General features: G+C 59.7%; 21 protein-coding genes and 2 pseudogenes. 11 read left to right on the top strand and 12 right to left on the bottom strand.

The genetic code is table 11. The annotated features are described in order from the left end of the window. The 6 genes from ACXIUA_RS01875 to ACXIUA_RS01900 all read left to right on the top strand — a co-directional run. Positions 1–2055, top strand: a 2055-nt coding sequence (locus ACXIUA_RS01875; protein ID WP_457975957.1) for a Rib/alpha-like domain-containing protein, incomplete at its 5' end; no start/stop codon positions are given. An 18-nt stretch (positions 2056–2073) separates the two neighbouring features. Continuing rightward, a complete protein-coding gene (locus tag ACXIUA_RS01880) occupies positions 2074–4443 on the top strand; it encodes a hypothetical protein (protein ID WP_457975958.1) in 2370 nt (789 codons plus the stop codon). Between the two features lie 163 nt (positions 4444–4606). Next, positions 4607–5563, top strand: coding sequence for a metal ABC transporter substrate-binding protein (locus ACXIUA_RS01885; RefSeq protein ID WP_070362790.1), 957 nt, complete (start codon positions 4607–4609; stop codon positions 5561–5563). 3 nt (positions 5564–5566) lie between these two features. Then, complete coding sequence (locus tag ACXIUA_RS01890; protein WP_070976160.1) at positions 5567–6316, top strand: metal ABC transporter ATP-binding protein; 750 nt, start codon at positions 5567–5569, stop codon at positions 6314–6316. Continuing rightward, a complete protein-coding gene (locus ACXIUA_RS01895; RefSeq protein ID WP_070976161.1) occupies positions 6316–7269 on the top strand; it encodes a metal ABC transporter permease in 954 nt (317 codons plus the stop codon). The genes ACXIUA_RS01890 and ACXIUA_RS01895 overlap by 1 nt, the downstream gene beginning before the upstream one ends. Beyond that, positions 7266–8177, top strand: a complete 912-nt coding sequence (locus ACXIUA_RS01900) for a metal ABC transporter permease (protein ID WP_070976163.1) — start codon at positions 7266–7268, stop codon at positions 8175–8177. Before ACXIUA_RS01895 ends, ACXIUA_RS01900 begins: the two co-directional genes overlap by 4 nt. Here the strand turns inward: ACXIUA_RS01900 and ACXIUA_RS01905 are convergent. Together ACXIUA_RS01905 and ACXIUA_RS01910 are read right to left on the bottom strand one after the other, a co-directional pair. Then, entirely contained in the window at positions 8071–8781 is a 711-nt protein-coding gene (locus ACXIUA_RS01905; protein ID WP_083329492.1) for a metal-dependent transcriptional regulator, read from the bottom strand. The two genes, ACXIUA_RS01900 and ACXIUA_RS01905, sit on opposite strands and share 107 nt — an antisense overlap. 5 nt (positions 8782–8786) lie before the next feature. Next, entirely contained in the window at positions 8787–9230 is a 444-nt protein-coding gene (locus tag ACXIUA_RS01910; protein ID WP_070479302.1) for a hypothetical protein, read from the bottom strand. Here ACXIUA_RS01910 and ACXIUA_RS01915 point away from each other — a divergent pair. Continuing rightward, positions 9229–10380 carry a YihY/virulence factor BrkB family protein gene (locus tag ACXIUA_RS01915; protein WP_071573295.1) on the top strand — a complete coding sequence of 384 codons (1152 nt, stop codon included), beginning with the start codon at positions 9229–9231 and terminating at the stop codon, positions 10378–10380. The two genes, ACXIUA_RS01910 and ACXIUA_RS01915, sit on opposite strands and share 2 nt — an antisense overlap. Here ACXIUA_RS01915 and ACXIUA_RS01920 read toward each other — a convergent pair. Beyond that, the gene (locus ACXIUA_RS01920) at positions 10377–12023 is read right to left on the bottom strand and encodes a peptide chain release factor 3 (RefSeq protein WP_457975959.1); all 1647 of its coding nucleotides are present in this window, start codon (positions 12021–12023) and stop codon (positions 10377–10379) included. The genes ACXIUA_RS01915 and ACXIUA_RS01920 overlap by 4 nt on opposite strands. Before the next feature lie 132 nt (positions 12024–12155). Here ACXIUA_RS01920 and ACXIUA_RS01925 point away from each other — a divergent pair, with 132 nt between their 5' ends. After that, on the top strand, positions 12156–12710 hold the full coding sequence (locus ACXIUA_RS01925; RefSeq protein WP_252931165.1) for an NADPH-dependent FMN reductase: 555 nt from the start codon (positions 12156–12158) through the stop codon (positions 12708–12710). Positions 12711–12720: 10 nt separating this feature from the next. Here ACXIUA_RS01925 and pth (ACXIUA_RS01930) read toward each other — a convergent pair whose 3' ends face one another. Beyond that, positions 12721–13314: an aminoacyl-tRNA hydrolase gene (gene pth / locus ACXIUA_RS01930; protein ID WP_457975960.1), complete on the bottom strand. Its 594-nt coding sequence runs from the start codon at positions 13312–13314 to the stop codon at positions 12721–12723. A gap of 54 nt (positions 13315–13368) precedes the next feature. Between pth (ACXIUA_RS01930) and ACXIUA_RS01935 the strand changes: the two genes are divergently transcribed. After that, the gene (locus ACXIUA_RS01935) at positions 13369–14292 is read left to right on the top strand and encodes a nitronate monooxygenase (protein ID WP_457975962.1); all 924 of its coding nucleotides are present in this window, start codon (positions 13369–13371) and stop codon (positions 14290–14292) included. On the opposite strand, the gene pth (ACXIUA_RS01940) is transcribed toward ACXIUA_RS01935, so the two are convergent. From pth (ACXIUA_RS01940) to ACXIUA_RS01970, 7 genes are all read right to left on the bottom strand, one after another. Continuing rightward, positions 14289–14864, bottom strand: a complete 576-nt coding sequence (gene pth, locus ACXIUA_RS01940) for an aminoacyl-tRNA hydrolase (RefSeq protein ID WP_457975963.1) — start codon at positions 14862–14864, stop codon at positions 14289–14291. The genes ACXIUA_RS01935 and pth (ACXIUA_RS01940) overlap by 4 nt on opposite strands. Positions 14865–14948: 84 nt before the next feature. Continuing rightward, positions 14949–15581: a 50S ribosomal protein L25/general stress protein Ctc gene (locus ACXIUA_RS01945; protein ID WP_070362778.1), complete on the bottom strand. Its 633-nt coding sequence runs from the start codon at positions 15579–15581 to the stop codon at positions 14949–14951. A 141-nt stretch (positions 15582–15722) separates the two neighbouring features. Next, the gene (gene hisC / locus ACXIUA_RS01950) at positions 15723–16787 is read right to left on the bottom strand and encodes a histidinol-phosphate transaminase (RefSeq protein WP_070362777.1); all 1065 of its coding nucleotides are present in this window, start codon (positions 16785–16787) and stop codon (positions 15723–15725) included. Between the two features lie 33 nt (positions 16788–16820). Further along, positions 16821–18179, bottom strand: a complete 1359-nt coding sequence (locus tag ACXIUA_RS01955; RefSeq protein WP_256000384.1) for an amino acid permease — start codon at positions 18177–18179, stop codon at positions 16821–16823. A gap of 162 nt (positions 18180–18341) precedes the next feature. Continuing rightward, positions 18342–19319 (bottom strand): ribose-phosphate diphosphokinase, encoded by a 978-nt coding sequence (locus ACXIUA_RS01960; RefSeq protein WP_070362775.1) that lies wholly within the window; start codon positions 19317–19319, stop codon positions 18342–18344. 9 nt (positions 19320–19328) lie between these two features. Further along, entirely contained in the window at positions 19329–20768 is a 1440-nt protein-coding gene (glmU, locus tag ACXIUA_RS01965) for a bifunctional UDP-N-acetylglucosamine diphosphorylase/glucosamine-1-phosphate N-acetyltransferase GlmU (protein WP_071573299.1), read from the bottom strand. A 66-nt stretch (positions 20769–20834) separates the two neighbouring features. After that, complete coding sequence (locus tag ACXIUA_RS01970) at positions 20835–22061, bottom strand: MFS transporter (protein WP_457975965.1); 1227 nt, start codon at positions 22059–22061, stop codon at positions 20835–20837. A 54-nt stretch (positions 22062–22115) separates the two neighbouring features. On the opposite strand from ACXIUA_RS01970, the gene ACXIUA_RS01975 reads away from it, so the two are divergent. Next, positions 22116–23648 carry a multicopper oxidase family protein gene (locus ACXIUA_RS01975; RefSeq protein WP_256006401.1) on the top strand — a complete coding sequence of 511 codons (1533 nt, stop codon included), beginning with the start codon at positions 22116–22118 and terminating at the stop codon, positions 23646–23648. Positions 23649–23689: 41 nt separating this feature from the next. On the opposite strand, the pseudogene ACXIUA_RS01980 reads toward ACXIUA_RS01975, so the two are convergent. Next, positions 23690–24568, bottom strand: a pseudogene (locus ACXIUA_RS01980) (DUF3800 domain-containing protein); the annotation flags it as partial. A gap of 179 nt (positions 24569–24747) precedes the next feature. On the opposite strand from ACXIUA_RS01980, the pseudogene ACXIUA_RS01985 reads away from it, so the two are divergent. Then, positions 24748–24873: pseudogene (locus tag ACXIUA_RS01985) on the top strand (transposase-like zinc-binding domain-containing protein); the annotation flags it as partial. Positions 24874–24971: the final 98 nt, after the last annotated feature.

Consider the following 24971-nt stretch of genomic DNA (forward strand, 5'->3'; position numbering starts at 1 on the left):
ATGGGTGATTCGAAGAAGTGTAAGGCAGAGGCAATAGTGCGTCGAGGTAAGTGTAAAACCGGGCTCGCGGTCGCAACGGCGACTTCAATCATGCTTGCGTCCGCAGGTAGTGCTCCAACATATGCCCGTGCCGAGCAAGATTCTCCGGGAGTGATCGACGAAGTTGCCGTCGATACTTCAAACTCGCTGGGGTTTGAGGAACTTCCGGAAGGGAAAGCGAAGCGCTCGTACCTCTTCCTCGATACCGATGGTTCACCACTGCAGGACACCGAGGTACGGTTCGTGAGCCAGGACGGGAAGACTTCGCACGTTGCGCGCACCAACGAGAATGGTGCAGTTGCGTTTATCGTCGACCCAGGTTCGTACCGCTACCAAATCTATGGCGGAAAGGACCCGGAGAAACCGCGCTTTATTTCGGGTTGGATCACCGTCAAAGAAGACACGTTCATCATCACCTCGCTGAAGCTGCCTGCTGAGCAAACCATTTTCTATACATGGCCGAAGATTGACTTGAAGCCAGGTGAGCACAAAGTGGTCATGCCAAACGAGGAGAATGAGACCGGTACCGAGTTTGAAAAGATCGGTGGGACTCCTGAATGGGTGACTGTCTACCGTGACGGCACGGTGGAGGTTGCACCACTCGAAACGACGAAGGCCGGTGTGTACACCGTCAAGATTCGCGCTTCGAACGCACCTGACTTTGCCGTCAGGATTGAGTTGCAGGAATCAGCTAGTGGCGCTGATCGATACGCCTTCAAGTATCCAACCAGCTACGTTCGTCCCGGTTCTGTCGGTTCAAGCATCACACCGAGCTTGACGCTGCGTAAAGACGGCTACGACTTCATTAACCAGCCGGTGCCTCGTGGGACGATGTTTGAGACTTCATACCCAGAAGCTACGATCGATAAGAACACCGGCGAGGTCAAGTACATCGCTTCGAGGGGCACCAAGGTCGGGGAGACCGTCAAAATTCCGGTGACCGTGACGATGCCCGACGGCAGCCAGCTGAAGACGGACGCCGCTTTTGAGGTGATCCCTCCGCTGCTCAAGACAGTAACGGACATCTCCTATGATGACGCCCGCGTGGCGCCAGGTGGAAAGTTCGTTGCAGATCTCAACTCCCGCGAACCGCTGCCCGTTGGCACCGAGTTCCGTTGGGACGCTAGAAAGAACGCTGACCTCCGCGGATGGAACGTCGCCGTCGACAGTGCCACGGGGGTCGTCGAGGCTGTGGTTCCCGAAAGCGTCGAGGATAAGGATTACAACTTACACATCCTGGCCAGCTACACGGATGGGTCAAGGGAGTACGTAACACTGCCTGTGCACATCGTGAACCAACTCAGCCCGGAGGAACTCGAGGCACACAAGCTGCGCTATGCACAGCAAATCGTGACCCCTGGTAAGGCGTTCACCGCTGAACCAGAGGGCGATCCTGTCTACGGCAGCGTGTTCTCCATCGAAAACGACGGTGGCATTCCGATCACCATTGACCGCGCGACAGGCCGCGTCACTGCAAAGATTCCGGCAGATACCGAGGCAGACAGCACCTACACCTCGAAGCTGCGCGTTGACTTCCCCGGTGGGCACCAAATCATCGAGTTGAAGGCAACTGCTAACTCGTTAGCTAGGAAGAACACAGTCGACTACGCTGTGCAAGAGGGCTTTGCCAAGCCGAAAGATCAGTTCTCTGGCGTCCACTATGGGCTGCCAAAGAGCTACAAGAACCAGGACGCGAACGTCGATATCAACCCGGAAACGGGCGAGGTGCGAGCTACGGTGCCACGTAGTCAGAAGCCAAAAGAGATTAACGTTCCTGTTGTTGTGACGTGGGAAGATGGCTCACAGCAGCTGATCGACCTACACGTTGTGCCTAAGCAAACAGCGACGCAAAAGGAGCTGAACTGGGAGCGCGTGTGGTGGATCGTGCCGTTCATGATCGCCGCTGAGGGCCTTGGTGTCTTACTCTTCTGGTTGTGGGACAGTAACAAGCATGTTCCGCCGTTTAATGCGGTGACGCATGCGTTGAAGAACGCCGGATTTAACATTTCGGGATAAAGGACGAGAAAAGTGAAGATGAAACGAGCTCTTGCTATCGCGCTGTGCGCAGGCCTTGCCTTCGGTGGGGTGCAGCCCATCGCTGAGGCTGGCGTTCAAAAGAATCCCGGCGGCGTCTGGATCGAGAATGATTCGAAGACTGAAGGCTTTGCTACTTCGAACCTGGCGTACGGGTCGAAGCTGAACACGACGTTCCAGAATCCGCAGTCGGTCGGCGGTTTGCTCGAAAGCAGCCTGCAGACTGTCCTGACCGTCGACGGGCGACAGGTGGCGTTCCTTCCGACTGAGACGAAGTCTGACGTTGAAGAAAACGAGATCGGTTACAAGGTCATCCTGACGCACTACGATGCGAACACCGAAATCCAGATCACGCGCACGATTGAGATCGGCACAAATTCGATGGACGTGACGGTCGAGGCTACGAACAAGTCGAAGCGTGACCGCAAGATTGACATTGAGATGTTCTCTGCCGTGCCAAAGTATGCGCAGTATCAAGGTACCTACCGAGGCGGAAGGTTTAACTTCGGTCCTGCCGAAAAACCTGGCTACGATGTTTCGGTGAACTTCCGTGGTGCTGACGTCTCAAAGGCGGCGGGGCACGCGATCGAGTCTGGCGAAGCTAGCCGGGTGGGTGAAGTTGCCGAAGACGGCGCCGGCTACCAGTACGCGGCGTGGAACAAGGAACTACCAGTTCAGGGGACGGCGTCGGTTACCGCGAACATCTTCATCCAGACGCAGCCCACGGCGAAAGACACTGACCAGGATGGGCTGCCGGATGAGTGGGAGAAGGTGGGGTTTACCGCTGCTGACGGGACCCAGCTTCCACTCGACAGGTGGGGGGCGAAAGTAGGACAGAAAGATCTGTTCCTGCAGTTGAACTGGATGAAGTCTGAGTGGGAGACGCTGAACTGCAACGAGGTGAATAAGTTCGGCGCGAACATCCAAGACTTTGAGAAGTTTGCGAAGTGCGCTGAGGCGAACGCGAACGTGTACCGGCCTTCCCGTGAGTCCCTGATGGAGCTGGAGGATAAGTTCGCTGCGCACGGGATTCGTCTCCATATCGATGCTGGTGACCTCTACACCTCCATCCCTAACTACGAGAACAGGCACGGTGGCCCAACGGAGGACTTCACCCCGCTGTACTTCGCGGATGGTATGTCGAAGCGAGACAAGCTAGGGCAAAAGCGCCAGGAGCTGCTCGGTACTCGTGAGTCGGTGTTCCGCGTCGGCATTATCGGCGACCAGATGGAGAAAGGCGACTGGTCGACGGGTACCGGCCTGGTCAACGACTCTGCGTTTTACGTGTCTTACCACGAGAACGTGACCAACCAAGAGCAGCTGCGAAACACCATCCTGCACGAGTTCGGCCACAACCTAGGCCTGACCCACAATGGCGCACTGTCGACGAACCCGGTGGATACCGAGGCGTATTTGCCGACGTACAAGTCGGTCATGAACTACCTCTACCAGTGGTCGCACTTCGACTACTCCGACCAGGCCTATGAATCGGTCCCCAAGACCGACAAGAGGTACCCGAAGGAGAAGTGCGAACAGGACGGCGTCGTCTGCTACGAGGGCGAATACTCTGTACCAGCGGACTGGGACAACCTGAACCTCAAGGGCAAATACATTGGCTCAGGTGAAGGCACCGTTGGCACCGACGACATTCCGGAGCCAAGCCACAATATTTCTGCTCGCGAGCTAGAAATCATTGCTGCAGATCAGAACCCTGGAAAGGCCGGTTTCCGTCTGGCCGGTGGTGAAGATGCGGCGGTGGTGACGAACCGTTCAACCGACGTACTGACTGGTGAGATCCGCAACCTCGGTCTGGATCTGCACAAGTTCACGGTGTACGCCAAATACCCGACGATCACGGGCGCGGAGCCAATCGAAGTCACTGTTCCTGGCCAGATTAACGCCAGCGGTGCGGAACCTTCTGCACGTGTTGAAATCCCGATCAAGAACGCTACCTCGCTGCGCGACTCGATGATGCCGCTTGAAATCCGCATCGTCAACAGCGAAGGCGAGGAAGTATTCAAGGAGGAGTACCAGGTCTCCGTTCTTGACTACACCGCGGAAGAGATGGAGCGCATCCGTAAGGAGATCGAGAAGGATCCAAACGCTAGTGACCGACTGAAGGAGTCCGCGCGCCGCATTCTGGACCCGAAGGCCGGGCGTCAGGCGCCGGAAGAGCCGGACCGTATTGAGGTGGAGACGCCGACGCCACAGCAGCCGCAGACCGATCCAGGTGTGAACACGGCTGGTCAATCGAACAAGTCGTCCGCGTCTGACAACGTGGGGATGATCGTCGGCATTATCGCTGCAGTCGGCGGTGTGTTGGCGGCGGTCTACGCTGCGGCATGGGCATCAGGTCTTCTGAAGTTCTAAACTTCTCTCTACAAAGGCCCCGTGGGAATTCTCCCGCGGGGCCTTTCTCTATTTGTGCAGCTCAACCATATCTTCGTGTGAGTTTGCACATAATAAGTTGCAAGTTCGGTAGGGCGAACTTTAGAGTTGGTGAGGTACACCTTAGTTTGAAAGGAAACACTTCATGTCACGCACATCCAGGATCCTCACTGCATGCGCGCTTGCCTTGGGCGTAGGGCTCGCAGGCTGCTCGTCTACCGAGGACAACCAGGCGACACAGGACGGCATCAACGCCGACGGTGCGCTGCAGGTCTACGCAACCACGGGTTACCTCGCGGATGCCATCGCCAACATTGCGCCTGAGGCGGAGGTCACCACGATGGTTGGCCCGGGCGGGGACCCGCACACCTACCAGCCCTCAACGAAGGACATCGACAAGATTCAGTCCTCCGATGTGGTGTTCTGGAACGGCCTGCACCTCGAAGCTCAGATGATCAAGCAGCTGGAGAGCCTCGGGGACCGCCAGCTGGCAGTAGGAGACAAGCTGCCGAACAATCTGCTGCTTGACTGGCCAGAAACCGATGCTGAGGGCAACCCTCTGCATGACCCGCACGTATGGAACAGTCCAGAGGCGTGGAGCCTGGTTGTCGGCGAGGTCGCAAACAAGCTTGCAGAGGTCGACCCTTCGAAGTCCGATGAGTACCACGAGAACGCCGCGAAATACCAGGCGGAAATCGCGGATGCGAACGAAAAGGCTGCAACCATGCTGGCGAACATCACTGGGCCACGCATCTTGATCACCGGCCACGATGCCTTCAACTACTTCGGCAAGACCTACGGGTTGGATGTGTACGCGACGGACTTTGTTTCCACAGAGGCGAAGCTGTCGGCGTCGGAACTTTCGGACCTTGCGGATCTCATCGCGGACAACAAGGTGCCGACGATCTTCCAGGACAATCAGGCGAACCCGCAGGCGATTAAGAGCCTGCAGGAGGCTGTGCACGCCCGCGGGTGGGATGTCGCCATTTCTGACGAGGAGCTCTTCGCCGACACCCTCGGCCCCACCGCGCCAACGGATACCTACATCGGGGCGTTCCTGCATAACGCTGAAGCAGTTGCTGCAGCGCTCGGGGGCAAGTAACCCATGACTACGCAGACGTTTGCGTGCGCGACGCATAATCTTTCCGTCGCCTACCACCTTGATCCGGTCCTGGAGCAGGTGGAGGTGCGGGTCCCAGAAGGCGTCATTATGGGGGTCGTCGGGCCGAATGGCGCCGGCAAGTCGACCCTGATCAAGGCAATGCTGGGTCTTGTTCCGACGTTGACCGGGGCGACCGAGTTTTTCGGCCAGCCTCTCAAGGCAGTGCGCCACCGTGTGGGCTACATGCCTCAACACGCGAGCGTTGACTGGGATTTTCCTACGACGGTGCTTGACGTGGTGACGATGGGCACGTATGGGAGCCTCGGTTGGTTCCGCAGGGCGGGGAAGCGCGAACGCGCCGCCGCGTACGGTGCGTTGGAGCGCGTAGGGATGCAGGATTTCGCCAGCCGCCAGATTGGTGCGCTCTCCGGTGGGCAGCGCCAGCGGGTGTTCCTCGCACGAGGGTTAGTGCAGGACCCGGACCTGTTCTTCCTCGACGAGCCGTTTCAGGGCATTGATGCGAAAAGTGAGGCGACAATTATCGACGTGCTCCGCGACATGCGCGAGGCAGGTACGACGATGGTGATGGTCCATCACGACCTCGCAACGGTACCAACGTACTGCGATGCGGTGACGCTGTTGGACAAGACAGTGATTGCATCGGGCCCGGTGTCTACGACATTTACGCCGGAGATGATCGCGAAGACGTACGGATTGAGTGCGGACTCTATGGGATTGTTGGGTGTGCTGTGATGGGGACGTCGATAAGCCTTGGTGCATTCTTTGCAAACCACACCTACTCCATGGTGTTTTGGGGGACCACCATCATCGGCGCTGTGGCGGGGATGCTCGGGACGTTTGCGTACCTGCGGAAGCAATCGCTGACCAGTGATGTGATTTCCCACTCCGCACTTCCGGGGACGCTGCTGGCGTTTTTGCTGTGCGTCGGGCTGGGAGTCGACGGCCGTAACATGGTTGCGCTGCTCGTGGGCGCTGTCATCACTGGTACAAGTGCGGTGATGGTGGCGAACACGATTACTGCCCGGACACGGACGTCGATTGATGCAGCGATGGCGATCAGCCTGTCGTTCTTCTTCGGCTTCGGTATGTTGTTGCTGGACGTGATCACAAACAATCCGTTCCCAGGCAAAGGTGGGATTCAGGACTACCTGTTCGGCAACGCGTCAGTGATTACCAGAGCGGACCTGCGAATCAGCATCATCGTCGGGGTGCTCGCGGTCTGCGTGATGTGCGTGTTGTTTAAGGAGTTCGAGCTGCGCTCCTTCGACCCCGTGCAGTCCACGATGCTTGGGTTCCACCCGAGGGTCATCGACACGGCGATGTTCATGACGATCGCGCTCGCGACGGTGATCGGGGTCAAATCGGTGGGGCTGGTGCTGATGGTGGCATTCGTTGTAACTCCGCCTGCTGCGGCGCGTCAGTGGGTGCAAACAGTGCCAGCGATGGTCGTGCTCGCGGGCGTGTTTGGGGCGGTCGGCAGCGGTGTCGGATCCTACTTATCGATCGCGCTTGGCAACGTGCCGACGGGCCCCGTCATCGTGCTTGTCCTGTTCGCGATTTTTCTGGTGTCGTTCCTCTTCGCTCCGAAACGCAGCGTTATCGCACGGGCTCGCGCACAGCGGCGCGCAACCGCAGCGCTACGCGCCAGGCTGGAAACTGCAACGAAAGCGGAGGTGGGATCGTGAGTTTTATCGTCGGGACACTCTTGTTAGCGGTAGTGACGGCTAGCGCGTGCGCGGTGCCGGGGGTATTCGTTGTGCTGCGGAAGCATTCCATGCTCATTGATGCCATCGGGCACGCGATTCTGCCAGGCATTGCCCTGGGGTACTTATTTACGAACAACCTGAACTCGCCGGTGGTGATCGTGTGTGCCGCGCTGGCGGGCGTGCTGGTGGTCCTCGGCGCCCAGTGGCTCGGGGATTCGGGCCTGGTGATTGGTGACGCGCCGCAGGGGCTTATCTTCCCCGCACTGTTCAGCGTGGGCGTCATCCTGATTACCTCGCACTTCTCGAACGTGCACCTGGATACGCACGCGGTGCTCGTCGGGGACTTGAACCTGGCCGCGTGGCACCAGCTCAGCCTCGGCGGTGTGCAGATCGGGCCGGTGTACCTCTACATCATGCTTGCCGTGCTCGTACTCAACGTGGCTGTGATTGGTCTTTTCTACCCGCAGCTTCTCGCGTCCACGTTTGATGGCCAGTTCGCGCGCAGCATCGGTGTGCCAGTGGGCATGCTGTCGATCGCGTTTATGTTCCTGGTGTCGTTGACCGTAACGGCAGCGTTCAACGCAGTCGGGGCGATCCTGGTCATTGCGCTGGTGGTCATCCCCGCGGCAGCAGCCAAACAGTTGGCCACGACGGTACCTCGCATGATGGCCCTGACGGTTCTGCTCGCTGCGGTTGGGGCAGTCGCAGGCTTCGGCGTCGCCTACCTTCTCGACGCCCCCACCTCCGCCACGATGACTGTCATCTACGGGCTCGAGTTCCTCAGCTGCGCCTTGTGGGCCCGGTGGACTCGGCAGACTCGGCGGTCACCCACACGGCGTCCGCTGCGCGTTTCCCGAGCGCAAGTGGAGGTTGCTGGCCGTCGATAAGCACTTCGACGGTGTCAGAGAACGGGGCTGCCTGCTGGGTACGCAAGTGCGTACCCACCGTGATACCGGAGGTGTCGAAGAACTGCAGCAGACTCGGGTCACCGTCGGAGACACGTTGGACCACGACGTCGTTGTCTGGGGCGATCGTGCTCAGCGGCTCAGCGTGGAATTGCGGCACGGTGCCGTCGGCGGCGGGGATGGGGTCGCCGTGTGGGTCGCGGGAAGGGTAGTTGAGGTGGGCGTCGAGGCGCTGCAGCATGAATTCCGAAACGGCGTGCTCGAGGACCTCGGCGTCGTCATGCACCTGGTCCCACGAGTATCCGAGCGTTTCCACGAGGAATGTTTCGATGAGGCGGTGACGGCGAATCATCGCGACGGCGTGCGCGCGGCCTTCCTCCGTCAGCGTAATGGGCGCGTAAGGCTTATGGTGTACGTACCCTTGCTGAGCAAGCTTCTTGACGGCGTCCGACACGCTCGAGAGCCGAAGCCCCATGTAATCCGCCAGCACCTTGGTGGTCACCTTCGTGTCTGACCATTCGGTGAGCGCCCAGAGTGACTTGAGATAGTCCTGCGTACTGGTGGAGAGCTGGGAAACGGAATCCATGGGGCTTACTGTACAGACTCGAGAATGAACGCGAGGTGCATGGTCTGCAGCTCGAGCTCGCCTTCGGTCGCCGGCAGCGAAGCGATTTCCTGACGCGCCTCAGCGGTCAGCGGGATGACCCATCCAGCATTGGGGTCGAGTACAGGAACAGCGGGCTTTTTGACGGGCACCCAAGTCACGGTGCGCGCGCCGGGGCAGATCATTTGGAGCGGGCCGTCGATACGCTGGAGCTCCGCGAGTGCCGCCGGTGTAGAGGTCACGACGACCAATCGTTCGTCCGAACCTGGAGAGAGCGCCGCAGTCGTGACCTTGAGCACCGGGAGCTCCACACGCTCATACTCCGTCGGGTACTCTGCGAGTGCAGGAGCAGCGCCCGCCCCGAACCATTTCTTGATCTGACCCAACACGCTCATGGTGCACACGATACCCTGTACTAGGGTAAACGCCATGGAACACAGCGAATCGCCTCCGGCGACAGACTACGTCGTGCCCTATGGTCCCGGCGAACTCGTGCACGTGCCGCAGCACAGCGACAGGCCTGACGTGTTCACAAAAGATAACCGAGTGACGCCGCAGGGCTGGGTATACGTGGCCAAGCGTGTCATTGCAGACTTCTCCGTTGACGCGATGCTTGACCGCGCGGCTGCGCTGACCTATTACGCCGTGTTGTCTATCGCTCCGATGATTTTGGCGGTCTACTCGATCGCGACGCTGCTGCTGCCACGTGACGAGGCCGCCGTCAATGACATCATTGACGACTTCATTGCACTCTATGTACCCGAAGCATTGGAGGATGAGGCCCTGCGCTTCCTCCTGACGGTGATTGGCACCCCGGCGCAGAGCACGATTGCGCTGGTGGTATCGATCGTGGTCTCGCTCCTTTCCGCATCCGCGTACGTGCGGTCCTTCTCCCGGAACGCGAACGTCATGTACGGCCGCATAGAGGGGCGCAACCTGGTCCGCACGTGGTTCACCATGTGGGTCACCACGCTGATAATGGTGCTTGGGGTGATCGTGATCATCGTCGGCACGTTTTTGCGCGAGTCAATTGTGAACGGTCTGCTGCAGCCGATCGCAGAACCTCTAGGGATGACAGATACCGTTGATTACCTGACAAAGATCTTCCTGCCTGTCTGGGATTACGCCCGCTTCCCAGTCATCATCGTGACTGCGATCGCGTTGATCTCCGTGCTCTACTACGTTTCGCCCAACGTACGGCCGGAGAAGTTTCGCCTGCTCACCCTCGGATCTTCGATGGCGTTGACGGCGATTTTCATTATTTGGCTTGGCTTTTCGTGGTTCATCGGCACGATCGGGATTTCGAGCGCGTACGGGGCGTTCGGTACGGCAGGTGCCGTGCTTGTTCTGGTGTGGGTGATGAACGTCGTGCTACTTGAAGGCGTCAAGATCGACGCGGAAGTGCTGCGCGTGAAACAGCTGCAGGTCGGCTATGACGCAAAAACAATCATTCAGGTCCCGCCGAGAAGCACGAAAGCGGTCGATTTCCGGCTGAAAGTGCAGCACTGGATCGACCGCAGTGCCTCCGCGCTCAAAGAGCAGGGGGAAGACGACGACGTCGAGGAGGGGCCGGAGGCCTAGTCGGCGACGAGTGGTTCCATCGTGAGGTTCGGGTGCTCCTTCTGGATGAAGGCCAGGCGCCACTTATCACCGAACAGGGCGATGAGCTCGCCGTCAGTGCGCGTGAAGATCTCGACGCCACGCTGGCGACCAAGCGCCTCCGCGGATTCGGCATCGGTGCGACGTGCCACCGAGTACGGGATTGGTTCCGTGACTGTTTCCACGTTGTACTCCAGCTCCATGCGGGCCTGCATGACCTCGAACTGCATCGGGCCGACGGCCGCCATGACCGGAGCAGCGTCGCCGCGCAGGTCGTTGCGCAGGATCTGGACAACGCCTTCCGCATCCAGCTGGTCGAGGGCCTTACGGAACTGCTTATACTTGCCCAAAGACTTAGCGCGCAGCGTCTGGAAGTGTTCCGGTGCGAACTGCGGCATCGGCGGGTATTGCACCTTCTTGCCTGCGTAGATGGTGTCGCCCGGCGCGAGCGAACCGGCGTTGACCAAACCGATGATGTCGCCGGGGAAGGCGGTTTCCACGGTGTCGCGGTTTCGGCCGAACACAGTCAGCGCGTACTTGGTGGAGAATGAACGGCCGCTTTGCGCGTGGGTAACCTGCATGCCGCGGTCGAACTCGCCGGAGATGACTCGCATAAACGCCAAGGTGTCGCGGTGGTGCTTGTCCATGCCAGCTTGGACTTTGAACACCACGCCGGAGAAGTCGTCGTCGAGCTCGCGGTGGGAATCCATTGCGGTGGTGGAGGTCTCGACGGCCTTCGGGTCGGCGTCGCGGCCCTGCGGGGCCGGGGCAATAGCGCACAGCGTGTCCAGGATTTGGTGGACGCCGAAGTTCAGCATCGCGGAGGCGAAGATGATTGGGGAGGTCACGCACTGCTCGAACAGTGTCTGGTCGTGCACAGCGCCGTCAGCGGCGAGCAACTCGGCCTCCTCGACGGCGGTTTCCCAGGTTTCGCCCTCGCGGACGGCGGCCTCATCAGGGGAGTAGTGCTCCTCCGGCGCGATGGTGGACCCGCCGGCGGTACGGATGAAGTGGATATAGTTGTCTGCCTCGCCGTCAGCGTTGATGTGGGCGAGCCCACGGAAGTCGCCAGCCTCGCCGACAGGCCAGTACAGCGGCGTCGGTTGCAGGTCGATCTCCTGGACAATCTCGTCGACCAGCTCGAGCGGTTCGCGACCGATGCGGTCCCACTTGTTGACCACAGTGACGATCGGCAAGCCGCGCGCCTTGCAGACGCGGAAGAGCTTCAGGGTTTGCGGCTCGAGGCCCTTGGCGGCGTCGATAAGCATGACAGCGGCATCGACGGCGGACAGCACGCGGTAGGTGTCCTCGGAGAAGTCGGCGTGGCCAGGCGTATCAACCAGGTTGATCATGTACGGCGTGGTCGCCTCTGAGCCTTCGGGGAGGTACTCGAACTGGAGCGCCGAGGACGCGACCGAAATGCCGCGCTCCTTTTCCATATCCATCCAGTCAGAGACCGTCGACTTGCGGTTGCCCTTGCCGTGCACCGCACCTGCCTCCGAAATAATGTGCGCGTGCAGCGCGAGCGCCTCCGTCAGTGTTGACTTACCAGCATCGGGGTGGGCAATGACTGCGAACGTGCGGCGACGGTGGGCCTCTGCGCGGGTACCAGTAGACGTGCTCATAAGTGCTCAAGCGTAGTCGCAAGGCGGGGGAGATAGACAACCGGAGGCAGGTAGGGTGAGAAGCGGCGGTGCTATAGTCGCCGCGGTTGGGAAAGAATTAGGTCAACGTAACGCAACACTGTGAGGTTTGTGATGAAAGTCGGAATCGTGCTCGGATCCATTCGCCAAGGCCGCTTCGGCGAGCAAGTTGCCCACTGGGTCGCTGAAGCCGCTGCGAACAGCCCCGACATCACCTACGAGATCCTTGACCTCCAGGAGTTTCAAGTCCCGCTGCTCGACACGGCGACGCTACCAGGGGGCGCGAACAAACAGTACGCCGACGAGCGCGTTACCGCCTGGTCTCGCGCAGTCGATAGTTGCGACGGCTACATCTTTGTTACACCTGAGCACAACCATTCCGTGCCCGGCGCGATGAAGAACGCCTACGACAGCCTTAGCGATGAGTGGGCCATGAAGCCCGTCGCATTCGTTGGGTACAGCGCCGACGGCGCGATTCGCGCGGTGGAGCACTGGCGGCAGATCGTCGCAAACTTTTCGATGTTCGACGTGCGCAACCAAGTTGCCCTTTCACTTTTCGACGACGCCACCAACGGCACCCTCACCCCGCGCCCGCAGAAGAACACAGACCTGACGAAGATGCTGAATGCGCTGGAACAGTTTTTGCGTCACCACCACGCTTCCCAGTAGGAGAGCCGGGTTAGCTGCGCGGGTGGATCTCGTTTTGCGCTTGCGCGAGCCCGGTGCTGGTGATTGCGTGGACGGCATCGGCAGCTAACGCGATTGCGTCAGTGGGGGTGGTTGTGAATTCCGCAAGCACCCAATCGGGGATAGCGATGCCGCTTGCTTTCGGCGGCCTGCCGATGCCGACGCGCACCCGCACGTAGTCGCGCGTCCCGAGCTCCTGCGTGAGCGACTTCAACCCGTTGTGGCCGTTCTCGTTGCCGCCCTGCTTCAAACGAACCTTGCCCGGAGGCAGGTCCAGCTCGTCGTGGACGATCACGATCCGCTCCGGGGGAAGGTTGTAGCGCGTGGCGAGCGGAGCGATGGCCTTGCCGGACTCGTTCATGTAGGTGTGCGCGCGGGCGTAGGCCACACCGTCCTTCACCGCGAACGAGTAATCGCGACCTGCGATGACCGGAAGCGATTTCGCGAGCGCGTCCACAACGAGGTAGCCGACGTTGTGTCGCGTCCGCTCGTACTCGGTACCAGGATTGCCCAGCCCAACCACGAGCCAGTCGATGCTCTCAGGGGCGGGGTTGGCGCGCTTGAAGCGGCGGAAGAAGTTCAACACGGAGGCTAGTGTAAGGCAAAACCCCTCGATTCTCACGGTGGGAGCCGTTAGCGTATGGGTATGCAGCTACCGAAGATTATTGCGGCTCCGATGGCGGGAGGACCCTCCACGCCGGCCCTTGTAAACGCCGTGACGTTTGGGTTCCTTGCGTTTGGGACCTGTAGCGTCGCGCAGGCCCGCGAAGAACTTGCGGAGGTCAACGGCAACTTTGGCGTGAACTTCTTCATGCCACAGCAGATTGCGCCCGATCAGCGTGACGTCCGCGCGCTGGCCGCGGAACTTGGGGTGGAGGTGCCGGATGTTGACTTGAGCTGTGGCTTCGAGGATAAGTTTGCGATTGCGCTCGAGGCTGGCCCTGCAGTGGTCTCCTCGACGTTCGGGTGTTTTTCCGAGCACGAAATTCAACGCGCACACAACGCCGGCGCGCAGGCCTGGGCGACCGTCACCAACGAAGAAGAAGCGAAGGTTGCCGTCGCGCGTGGCGTTGACGCACTTGTGGTGCAAGGAATTTCTGCAGGAGGCCACCGCGCAACGTGGTCGCCGAACGACACTCCAGACCCGCGGGACACTCCGGAGCTCGTCCGCGCGCTCAAGGGCATTGGGGTACCAATCATCGCCGCCGGGGGCGCGCGGACCCCTGAGGAAGTCGACCTCCTCATTGATGCCGGTGCCGTGGCGGTCTCCTGCGGCAGCGTCTTCCTCCTGTCGGGCGAAGCCGGAACGAGCCCACGCAACCGAGAGCTTCTCCAAAGCGATCGACCAGCGGTGGCCAGCAGGGCGTTCAGCGGACGGGTCGCCCAGGGCATCCAGAGCGCATTCACGGTGGCACACCCAGATTTGCCACCGCTGTACCCCTACCTGCGCCCCATGACCTTGAACAATGACTACTGCCTAGTCGGTGCCCGCCGAGGCACCTTGCCTACGGGGCCCGCGGCGGCCGTGGAAGCGTGGATGGCAGGTACCGGCAAACTCCGTTAACCCTGCGCGTGGGCGATGAACGCGTCGGCCGCATCGGCAACAGCAATCGCGACATCGATCTGCTCTTTCGCCGCGAACTGGCGCAGCACGTAGTCCGCCGGCGGCATCTTGCCAGGCGGGCGTCCAATCCCGACCGCGAGCTTGTTGTAGTTCTTGCCGTTTTTCAGCTTCGACAGCGACTGGGTCACTGACTTCAGCCCGTTATGCCCGTGGTCGCCTCCGCCGGTGCGCAGCTTCACCTCTCCCAACGGAAGGTCAAGCTCGTCGTGGACCACGTACAGGTCCGCGGGGGAGGCGTCGAAGTAGTCAAGCAGCGCCTTGACCGGGCCGCCGGACACGTTCATGTAGCTATGCGTACGTGCCAGGACTACTCGACGGTCCGCCAGAAGCCTGCCTGCGGCGAGCTCCGCAACCTGGGTATTCGTGCGCTTGTGCAGCGCAAGCGTTGCCGGCGACATCGTTGCTCTGCCCGCGAGCTCCTCAATAACAGACACGCCTACGTTATGGCGCGTTCCTTCGTATTTCGGGCCAGGGTTTCCAAGGCCTACGACGATGATTGGTGAAGCAGTCATTCCCACATCATAGGCAAAGACAGCAAAACGCCCCGTTCGCATGTGGAACGGGGCGTCGAAACGTTGTGAAACGCAGCGGGAGGATTACTCAGCTTCCTCAGTGGACTCTGCGCCAGCTTCAGCGCCGCCCTCTTCAGCTTCCTCAGCTGCAGCCTCGAGATCCTCGTCAACCTGCTCGTAGGTGAAGTTCACCAGCAGGTGATCCGGAGCGGACACCAGCTCAGCGCCCTCAGGCAGCGTGACGTCGGCAGCGGTGATGAGGTCGCCGATCTCCTTGCCATCGATGTTGACCTCGATCTCGTCCGGGATGTTCAGAGCGTCGATCTCGATCTCGATCAGGTCGGACTCGACCAGGACGACTGCGTCTGGGTGAGCCTCGCCGACAGTGACAACAGGGACCTCGACGACAACCTTCTCGCCGCGCTTAATGCCGAGCAGGTCGATGTGGTCGATATCGAGGGTGATCACGTTCTGGTCGATGTGCTTGACCATCGCGAGCAGCTTCTCGCCGTCGAGCTCCAGCTCAACAATGGCGTTGACGCCCTCGTTGCGCACGATGGAGGTCATCTCGATGCGGTCGACAGAGAAGTGGATGTTGTCGATGCCAGCTTCGTAGAGAACGCCCGGGATACGGCCGTCGCGACGCAGGCGACGTGCAGCGCCCTTGCCGAACTCTTCGCGCTTCTGACCTGGGACAACAACTGGGGTAATAGCCATGTTTGTGACTCCTTTTGTAATTGGGCCACAAAAAACCTGTGACCACTGAACGGACAAATTGCTCGTCGAGTGATCACAGGCCAAAGTCTGAGATACATATCGCGTCGATAACGGCCAAAATCAGCCCTCGCCGAGACCCAGCTAGCTTAGGTTTCGACGCCCACCATTGTCAAGCGCCCGCCAGGCGGCAGTGCACGCATTGGTTTCTTCCTCGTTTGTCACCGTAATACGGATGCCTTCATCAAAGGCGCGAACAAGCACCCCGTGCGAAGCAAGCTGCGCCGCCAGATCCTGTGGTGATTCGTTCAAACTCTCTGCCGGAACCCACACGAAATTCGCCTCGGAGTGGGGAGTACCGTATGCAGCGAAGAACTCCTGCAGCCGCTCACGCTGCGCGCGCGTCCGGGCGACGCGGTCGTGGAGCTCGTCTTGTGAAGACAAGGAAGCAAGCGCACCGACCTGTGCCACCGAGCTCACACTAAACGGAACGGCGACCTTATTCAGCGCATCGATCGTCTCCTCCTGGCCGAACGCGTAGCCAACGCGCGCTCCGGCCAGCCCATACGCCTTGGAAAAGGTCCTAAGGCACACAACGTTGGGATACACCTGAATTTCATCGACACCGCGCGGGGAGTCGGTAGCTGCGTTGTATTCGAAGTAGGCCTCGTCCAGCGCGACGATAACGTCTTGAGGGACGCGGGCCATGAAGTCAGCCCACTCGCGCTCCGTGATCGTGGTGCCCGTCGGGTTATTCGGGTTGCACACAAACACCAGGGAAGTTCGTGGGGTAATTGCATCCGCCATCGCTGGCAAATCCATCCGGTGGTCAGCCGTCAATGGCACTGCAACCGGCGTAGCTCCCGCGATCTGAGCGAAAATCGGGTACGCCTCGAACGACCGCCATGGGAAGACGACCTCGTTGCCCGGCTGCGAGGTCATGGTAACCAGCTGCTGGCACAGCGCTGAAGACCCGGTGCCGACAGCGACCTGCTCCGACCGCACGCCGAGCAAGGCAGCAATCGCCTCGCGCAGTTGCATCGCACCCATGTCCGGGTAGCGGTTCACCGACCGCAGTGACTGTGCCATCGCCTCCTCTACTGCGGGCAGTGGGCCTTCAGCAATCTCATTGGAGGAAAGCTTCACCGCACGCTCGTTCCTCTGGCCGGGGACGTAGGACGGAAGGCTATCGAGATCTTTGCGAATCAACTCGGATGCTCCTTGAGTAGAGAATAGAAAATTTTAGGCGCGCGACTTCGGCTTCAACGCCCAAATGATTGAAAGCGCGATCACCCAGCCGATCAGAGCGAACAGGCCGGTGCGGTAATCAGGCAGAAACGCCATCAGGACCAGGACCAGGATGAAAAACCCTGCACAGATCCAGTTTGCCACTGGGTACCACGGAGCGCGGAACGACACATCGGGGTGCGTCTTCCGGAAGTTCAGGTGCGCGAAGCACACAGCAGCCCAAGTAATCAGCTCGGAGCCGACGATGATGGCAAGCAGGATGGCGAACACACGACCCTCAAAGAAGTAGTTCATGAAGACCACAATGCCCATCAGCGAACCGTTGAACAGCAGAGCTCGAAGCGGCAACCCCTTTTTGGTCGTTGCGGCGAAAAATGAAGACGCCTGGCCATTGCGCGCGAGATCGCGCAGCATGCGGCTTCCTGAGTACGTCATTGTGTTACACACTGACGCAACCGCTACCAAAATGACAAGGTTGAGCAAGTGCGCGGCGCCGTCGATTCCCACGGAGGAGAGCACCCTGACGAACGGGCTGGCGGAAATATCCTGTTCGTCCCACGGCGCGAGCAGCAAGATGACGCTCATGCCACCGATGTAGAAGACCAGAATGCGCCAAATAACAGAGTTCACTGCGCGTGGGATCGTCTTCTCCGGGTGCTCCGTCTCGCCAGCAGCGGTACCGATCGACATGATGCCACCGAATGTAAAGGTCACCGCTACCAGGGAGAACAGCACACCAGATGCGCCATTCGGGAAGAATCCGCCGTGGACAAAGAGGTTGCCAAAACCGACTGCTGGCTCCGGACCAAGACCAAGCACCAGCACAACGCCCAGAATGATCATCAGGATCAGCGCAATGACCTTAAACAGTGAGAGCCAGTACTCGGCCTCTGCGAACACGCTCACGCGTGCTGCGTTCACAAGCATCACAACGACAAGCGTGACAAGCGCAGTGAGCCAGTGTGGAATGTCAGGGAACCAGAAGTCGAGGAAGGTGCCCATCGCGGTGAGCTCAATCATGCCCACCACGATGGTTGTAAACCACCAGTTCCACCCCGTGATAAACCCGGCGCGCGGGCCGATAAACTCACGAGCATAGGCCGCGAACGAGCCTGAGACAGGATGCGCTACTGCCATCTCGCCGAGCATGCGCATCAGCAGATAGACGATGAACCCGACAATTAAAAATGTGAGCAGGACCGCTGGGCCCGCATAGCTAATGGATTCCGCAGAACCAAGAAACAGGCCAGTTCCGATACAGGAACCGAATGCGATCATCTGCAGCTGGCGGTTTTTCACCTTGCGCTGCAGGCCACCATCGCTGGTGACTTGGTGTTGTTCATCGCCGCTCATTGGCGTACTCCTTGCGATAAAGATTGCCGGATAGCCGGAGGCTTCCTCACACATTAATCAATTGCGTGTGTCAGACAACCGTTGGGTGTGCACAAAGAACCCCCTTGACGCCGCTTCGCGGGGAAGCGCGCAAGGGGGAGATCCCGAAAGTGAGGCGTAAGGCTATGCCTGTCCCTCGAAGAGGGTTGTTACCGAGCCATTTTCGAAAATCTCGTGAATGGTCTTTGCCAGCAGCGGAGCGATGGAAAGCACGGTGAGGTTCTTCCAGCCTTCGGTGCTCTGCGGAAGCGTGTCGGTCGTGATCACTTCCTCCGCGCCACAGTCGCTCAGACGCTCACGTGCCGGGTCAGAGAAGACACCGTGGGTACACGCGATGACGACCGACTTCGCGCCGGCCTTCTTCAGCACGCCGACCGCACCTGCGATGGTGCCACCGGTATCAATCATGTCGTCCATCAGGATGCAGTCTTTGCCGTCGACGTCGCCGACAACGCGGTTGGAGACGACCTTGTTCGCGGCGTCGATGTCTCGAGTCTTGTGCACGAACGCCATCGGGGCATCACCCAACATATTGGCCCACTTCTCAGCCGACTTCACGCGGCCAGCGTCAGGGGAGACCACCACGAGGTTGTCCATCGGGTACTTGGACTTGATGTAGTCCACCAGGATTGGCTGAGCGTGCATGTGGTCGACCGGGCCATCGAAGAAGCCCTGGATCTGATCCGTGTGCAGATCCACGGACACGATGCGGTCTGCGCCGGCAGCGGTGAGCAGGTCAGCAACCAGGCGGGCGGAGATAGGCTCGCGGCCGCGGTGCTTCTTGTCCTGGCGGGCGTACGGGTAGAACGGCAGAATCGCGGTGATGCGCTTTGCGGAACCACGCTTGAGTGCATCAATCATGATGAGCTGCTCCATCAGCCACTTATTCAGCGGCTGCGCGTGCGACTGCATCACAAAGCAGTCCGAGCCACGCACGGACTCTTCGAAGCGGACAAAGATTTCACCATTCGCAAAATCGCGCGCGGTGGTCGGTACCAACTCGATGTTCAGACACTTTGCGACGGCCTCCGCAAGCTCAGGGTGGGCGCGTCCAGTAAATAGCTTGAGGTCTTTTTGGCTTTCCGTGGAATATCCAGTCATGGTGATCCTTTAGTTCTCGCGTGCTTTCTTTGCAGCATTCGCTGCGTCCGTACCCGGGCGGTTGGCCTCAACCCAACCTTCGATGTTGCGCTGATGGCCTTCCTTGATGGCCAGCGCACCCGCCGGCACATCCTTTGTTACCACCGTACCTGCGCCAGTGTACGCGCCATCGCCTACGGTTACTGGCGCTACGAACATCGTGTCCGAGCCAGTTCGGCAGTAGTCACCGATCGTGGTGTGGTGCTTCTGGACGCCGTCGTAGTTGGCGAACACAGACGATGCGCCGATGTTGGACTCGCGGCCAACGGTGGCGTCGCCAATGTAGGTCAGGTGTGGCACCTTTGAGCCTTCACCAATCTTTGCGTTCTTGGCTTCGACGAATCCGCCGAGCTTGCCATTCGCGCCAAGTTCGGTGCCTGGGCGGATGAACGTGAATGGGCCGACGTTCGCATTCGCGCCGATGACGGAGAGGGAGCCCTGCGTGCGGACAACCTGTGCACCCTCGCCGACCTCCATGTCCGTCAAGGTGGTATCTGGGCCGATGGTCGCGCCGTTGCCAATCACGGTTGAGCCCCACAGCTGTGTGTTTGGCTGAATGATGACGTCCTGGCCGATCTCAACATCCACGCCGATCCATGTCGTAGCAGGGTCGACGACAGTGGCGCCGGCGCGCATGGCGCGCTCGACCAGGCGACGGTTGAGTTCCTTGCCGGCCTCGGCGAGCTGCACGCGGTCGTTCACGCCGGCCAACTCGCGAGGGTCCTTCGCCACGTAGGCGCTGACGGCTTTGCCGTCGCCGCGCGCGATGCCGAGTACGTCGGTGATGTAGAGCTCGCCCTGCGCGTTGTTGGCGTCGATGCGGGTCAGCGCATCGCGCAGGACCGCGGCATCGAAGGCGAACACGCCGGAGTTGACCTCACGGACCTTCTTCTGTTCCTCGTTAGCGTCCTTTTCTTCCACGATTTCCAACACGTTGCCGGAAGCGTCGCGGATGATGCGGCCGTAGCCAGTTGGGTTGTCGAACTCGAGCGACAGCACGGTGACGGCGGCGCTGGTGGCTTTGTGGGCGTCGATAAGCTCGGTGATTGTCGATGGCTGCAACAGCGGCACATCACCGTTCGTAACAACGACAGTGCCCTCGAAGTCTGGGATGACCTCAAGCCCGCACTGCACCGCGTGGCCCGTGCCGTTTTGCTCCTCCTGCACTGCCTGCTTGATGCTGCGCCCCATCTCCTCGGCGATGGCATCGACGGCGGGGGAGACCTGGTCGCGCTGGTGGCCGACAACCGCGACGAGCTCCTGCGGGCCTACCGCGTTGGCTGCGTGCAGCGAGTGCGCGAGCAGACTGCGTCCGCCAATCTCGTGCAGTGTTTTCTGGATGCTGGACTTCATGCGCGTGCCCGCACCTGCGGCGAGGACTACGACGGCGCATTCAGGATGATTTACCACTGAACGGGTACTCCTTAATTCATCGGTGAATGAGGTATAAAACCAACTGCACAACAGCATAACGCGCTACGCGCGCGAGTTTGCAGACACATCCTTCAAACCTGCCGCGCGCCACACACCCACCGCGCCGACTGCGGCCAGGAACAGCAGCGTTGCCTCAGGTCCAAGGGTCGAAACCGCCGATGAAATCGCACCGACGATCAGCAGGACGATCCCCATCGCTGTGTTCGCGGCGCCGGTGATCATCGTGCGTCGATCACCCTCCGCCATGTCCACGAGGTAGGTCTTTCGGCCCACGCGCACCGTCGTGTGCGCCAAGTTGACCAGGAAAAACCCGATTGGCATGATCCAGCGGTTGACCTCGGGAGCAAGCCAGTGCCCGGACATCACCAAGAGCACGAGCACGACGGATGCGGTGCCAGCAGCCCACGCCATCGCGTTTTTCGACGACTTATCCGCCCACATACCGGAGACCTTTCCACCAACGAGTGCTGCGCCACCCGATGCCAGGATGAAGCCGCCGAGTGAGGAAAGGTTCGTGCCCTGTTGCTGGGCCAGCACGACAATAAATGGCGTCGATAAGGCGGTGACCAGCATGAGGGAGCGAACGATGAGGAACTTCTGCAGGTCCCTGTCGTCCTTAATCAGGTCCCACGTTTGGCGTGCCCACCCCTTGCTGGAGGCCTCCGAGGGTTCCTCTTCAGGCTCCTTAATGGTGCGGAAGACTAAGGAGGCGAACGCCCAGGTAGAGGCGCCCGTCGCAAGGAGCGTCACGAGTACCCACCGAGGTAGGTCATTCGGGAGAATTGCGAACAGGACACCGATCGCGAGGGTGACGGCGCCAGACAGCGCAGTCGCTCGCCCCGTGATGAGACCACGGCGACCCTTCGATACGGTTCGTCCCTGCACATCTTTGCCTGAGATTGAACACAGCGCACGGAAGATCGAGAGCGCTGCAAGCAGGATGACAACCGCAACGCCTAAGGCAGCGCCACTGAGCAGCGCCGCAGAGAGCGCGATCAGACCAGCTGATGCGGCCTGGCCCCACGAACCAACCAACCACACCCATTTTCGCGAACGCTGCGACGTGACCCAGGGGCTCAACGCGGCTTGCGGCAGCATTGAACCTGATTCTCGGATCGGTACCAAGAATGCCGTGAACAGGGCTGGTACCCCGGCAGCTGTGAACAGCCACGGTAATACTGTCTTTGCGGCAACGATTTGGTCACCGATTCCCTGCAAGCCGTTGGCCCACACGAATCTGCGTGCGTTGTACTCCTCGTGAGACGTCATACCAAAGATAGTAGGGTCGGCAGCAGACTTTATACATTCGGATGAGGAGAACCAATGGCTTCGGCACGTGCCAACCGCAACGTCATCAGCAGAAGGACATTCTTCAAAGGGGCACTGTTAACGCAGGTAGCAGTGCTGGCAGCGTGCGCCGGGGAAGGTCCGGGCGGGGTGCGCTCCGGGCAGGCGACGCCCGCGGGTGCTGACGCCGAGTCCCGCCCGCTGCCCATCCCGCCGCTGGAACAGGGCACGCTTAACGGCACCACGCGCAGCTTTGAACTCACCGCGCAGCAAGGCGAGTACGAAATCGTACCCGGCACCATGACGAAGACCTGGGGCTTCAATGGCCCATGGCTTGGGCCCACGCTCTACATGCGCCAAGGTGAAACGATCGAGATGAAGGTGAACAACGAGCTCGACGAGCCGACGGTGGTCCACTGGCACGGTCTCCACCTGCCCGCGGCGGCTGATGGCGGTCCGGCCCTCATCTTTGATCCTGGCGCGAGCTGGGAACCGACCTGGCAGGTCGAACAGGCGGCGTCTACCTGCTGGTACCACCCGCACCCGCACGAGATTTCCGCGCTGCACGCGTACCGCGGCCTCGCCGGGGGCATTGTCGTTGCCGACGACGCTTCCGACGCGCTCGGCCTGCCGCAGGAATACGGTGTCGACGACATCCCCGTCATCATCACCGATGCGAAATTCACTGAGGATGGCCAACTCGACGAAACCATCGACCCAACCTATGGTCTCCTCGGGACAACGCCGCTGGTGAACGGTATCACGAAGCCGCGCTTTGAGGCGTCGACAAGCCGTGTTCGACTTCGCATCTTCAACGGTGCAACGATGCGCTTCCACCATCTCAGCCTCGGCGTGCCGTTCAACATCATCGCGACAGATCAGGGGCTTCTCGACGCCCCCATCGAAGCCGACGCGGTCCTGCTAAGTCCAGGCGAGCGTGTGGAGATCATCGTGGACCTCGAAGCCGGCAAGGACCTCATGTTGCGCAGTGACGGCGTCCCGAACGGCGGAGGCCTCCCCGACGAGGAAGTCGCCAACGGGTTTGGCTTGCAGGACACTTTCGATTTGCTCGAGATCAAAGCCCCAGCAAACGACACCGCGCTTGCCACGCTGCCGACGCAGCTCATCCCCGTGATCCGCCCTAATGTCGCTGGTGCGCCGGAGCGCGAATTCCGGCTCAACGGCTTCCAAATCAATGAGCAGTCCATGGACATGGAACGCGTCGACTTTGTGATCGACCACAACGGCCCTGAAATCTGGCACGTGACCAACGAAAACTCCGACTGGCCGCACAACTTCCACGTACACAATGCCAGGTTCCTGGTGGACAAGGTGGACAACGGCGAGGTTGCTTTCACCGAAGGCTGGCACGACACGATCTATGTACCGCCACTGTCAACCGTCACCCTCATTGTGGAGTTCGGCTGGCACCCGGATCCGACCTTGGCGTACATGTACCACTGCCACATGCTCTTCCACGAAGATGAAGGGATGATGGGGCAGTTCGTCATGGTTGAGCCTGGGCAGAAGGCGAACCTGCGGCCGATGCCGGAGGGGCATCACCACTAGGCTAAGTTCCAGGAAGACCACGACCTGAAAAGGTTTAAGAATTACTTGGAAGCTTTGCCTCCGCGAATGGCGTCTAACTTCCGTTGTAAGTCAGGGGAACCTGCCGAGACGATGCGCTGCAGCATTTGTTGGTTGCCTTGCATACGGCGTTTGTTTCTGGCTTCGTGCTCCGCAGCGATTTCCCAAAACTTTGTCGTGTTTATTAGATGCTTTGGAGAGCACTTCAATGAGTGATCGGTTGAATTGCTCCAAATAATCGAGTTGCTGGAGGGCGAACAGCGCTTGAACACATCTCTACAGAGGTCGACCGACCAAGCAAATTGTGACCGTTCTGCGAAGTGGTAGTCTGTGAGCCGTCCGAGCAACGCACACGTCCAGTCAGCAAACTGGATAGTTCCGTATAAGTGACTGTCGGCCTGAATCGGAACTTCAATGATGCTGCGGTTATCTTTGTTGGTTTTGCTGTAAATAGTTTTGCCAAGTGTTGCGACCGCACGTTCACGGTTGTCCGTATCAGTTGCATCCATGATGACCAGCAGCTCTTCATTGGCTTTCGTCGCTATCCTGCCAAGCCTATTGATGGCTTGGATCAAACAATGTTCCTCGCGCTCTTGAGAAGTCTCTTTAGTGACGCTGACTGGGCCAATTGGCTTCTCTTGTCCAAAGAAGAAGAGTTGACCACCAAGATTTCCCAGTTTTCGGTACAGCCTCTTAGTCGCTGGGTTGATTTCATCCTTGTACTCGCGGATATTCGCGGTGGTAAAGAGTGCTGATCCCTTCTTTTCCCACCGTCTTGGATGCGCATTAGCTTGCGTAATTTCCCAGTCAAGAAGCTGTTCTTTTACGTACTCAAAATAGCCACCAAATTGCCGAACGCTGTGCGACGGTATCAAATACCCGGCATAACCAAATACTGGGTGTGTATTAAACTTTTTGGGTTAAGCGACAAAATGTGTGCTTTTTTGGATATGGATTCCAGGTCCTGCCTGGGCCTACGGCGGGACAGTGCTCGTTGAATCGGGATTCCCTGCCGTAGACCGGAAGGTCCACCACTTCAGGCGTTGGATGTGCTATGACAGCAGACTGTTAAACCAGCTGCATGCCAACTCAACACAGAAAGAGAAAACACAACAGGCCCCTATGCCCGGCATGCGAACACACCGCCACAAAAATGGGCACCACATCCAGCGGAAAACAGCGATGGCGCTGCACAGACTGCGGGCACACCTTCACCAACCCCAACACAGCCAAGACCAGCGCATATCGGTTTGCCATCTTCATTGACTGGATCACCAACCAGCGTCCCCTCGACGCTGTCGCTGC

Source organism: Corynebacterium sp. UMB8791, from assembly GCF_054166365.1.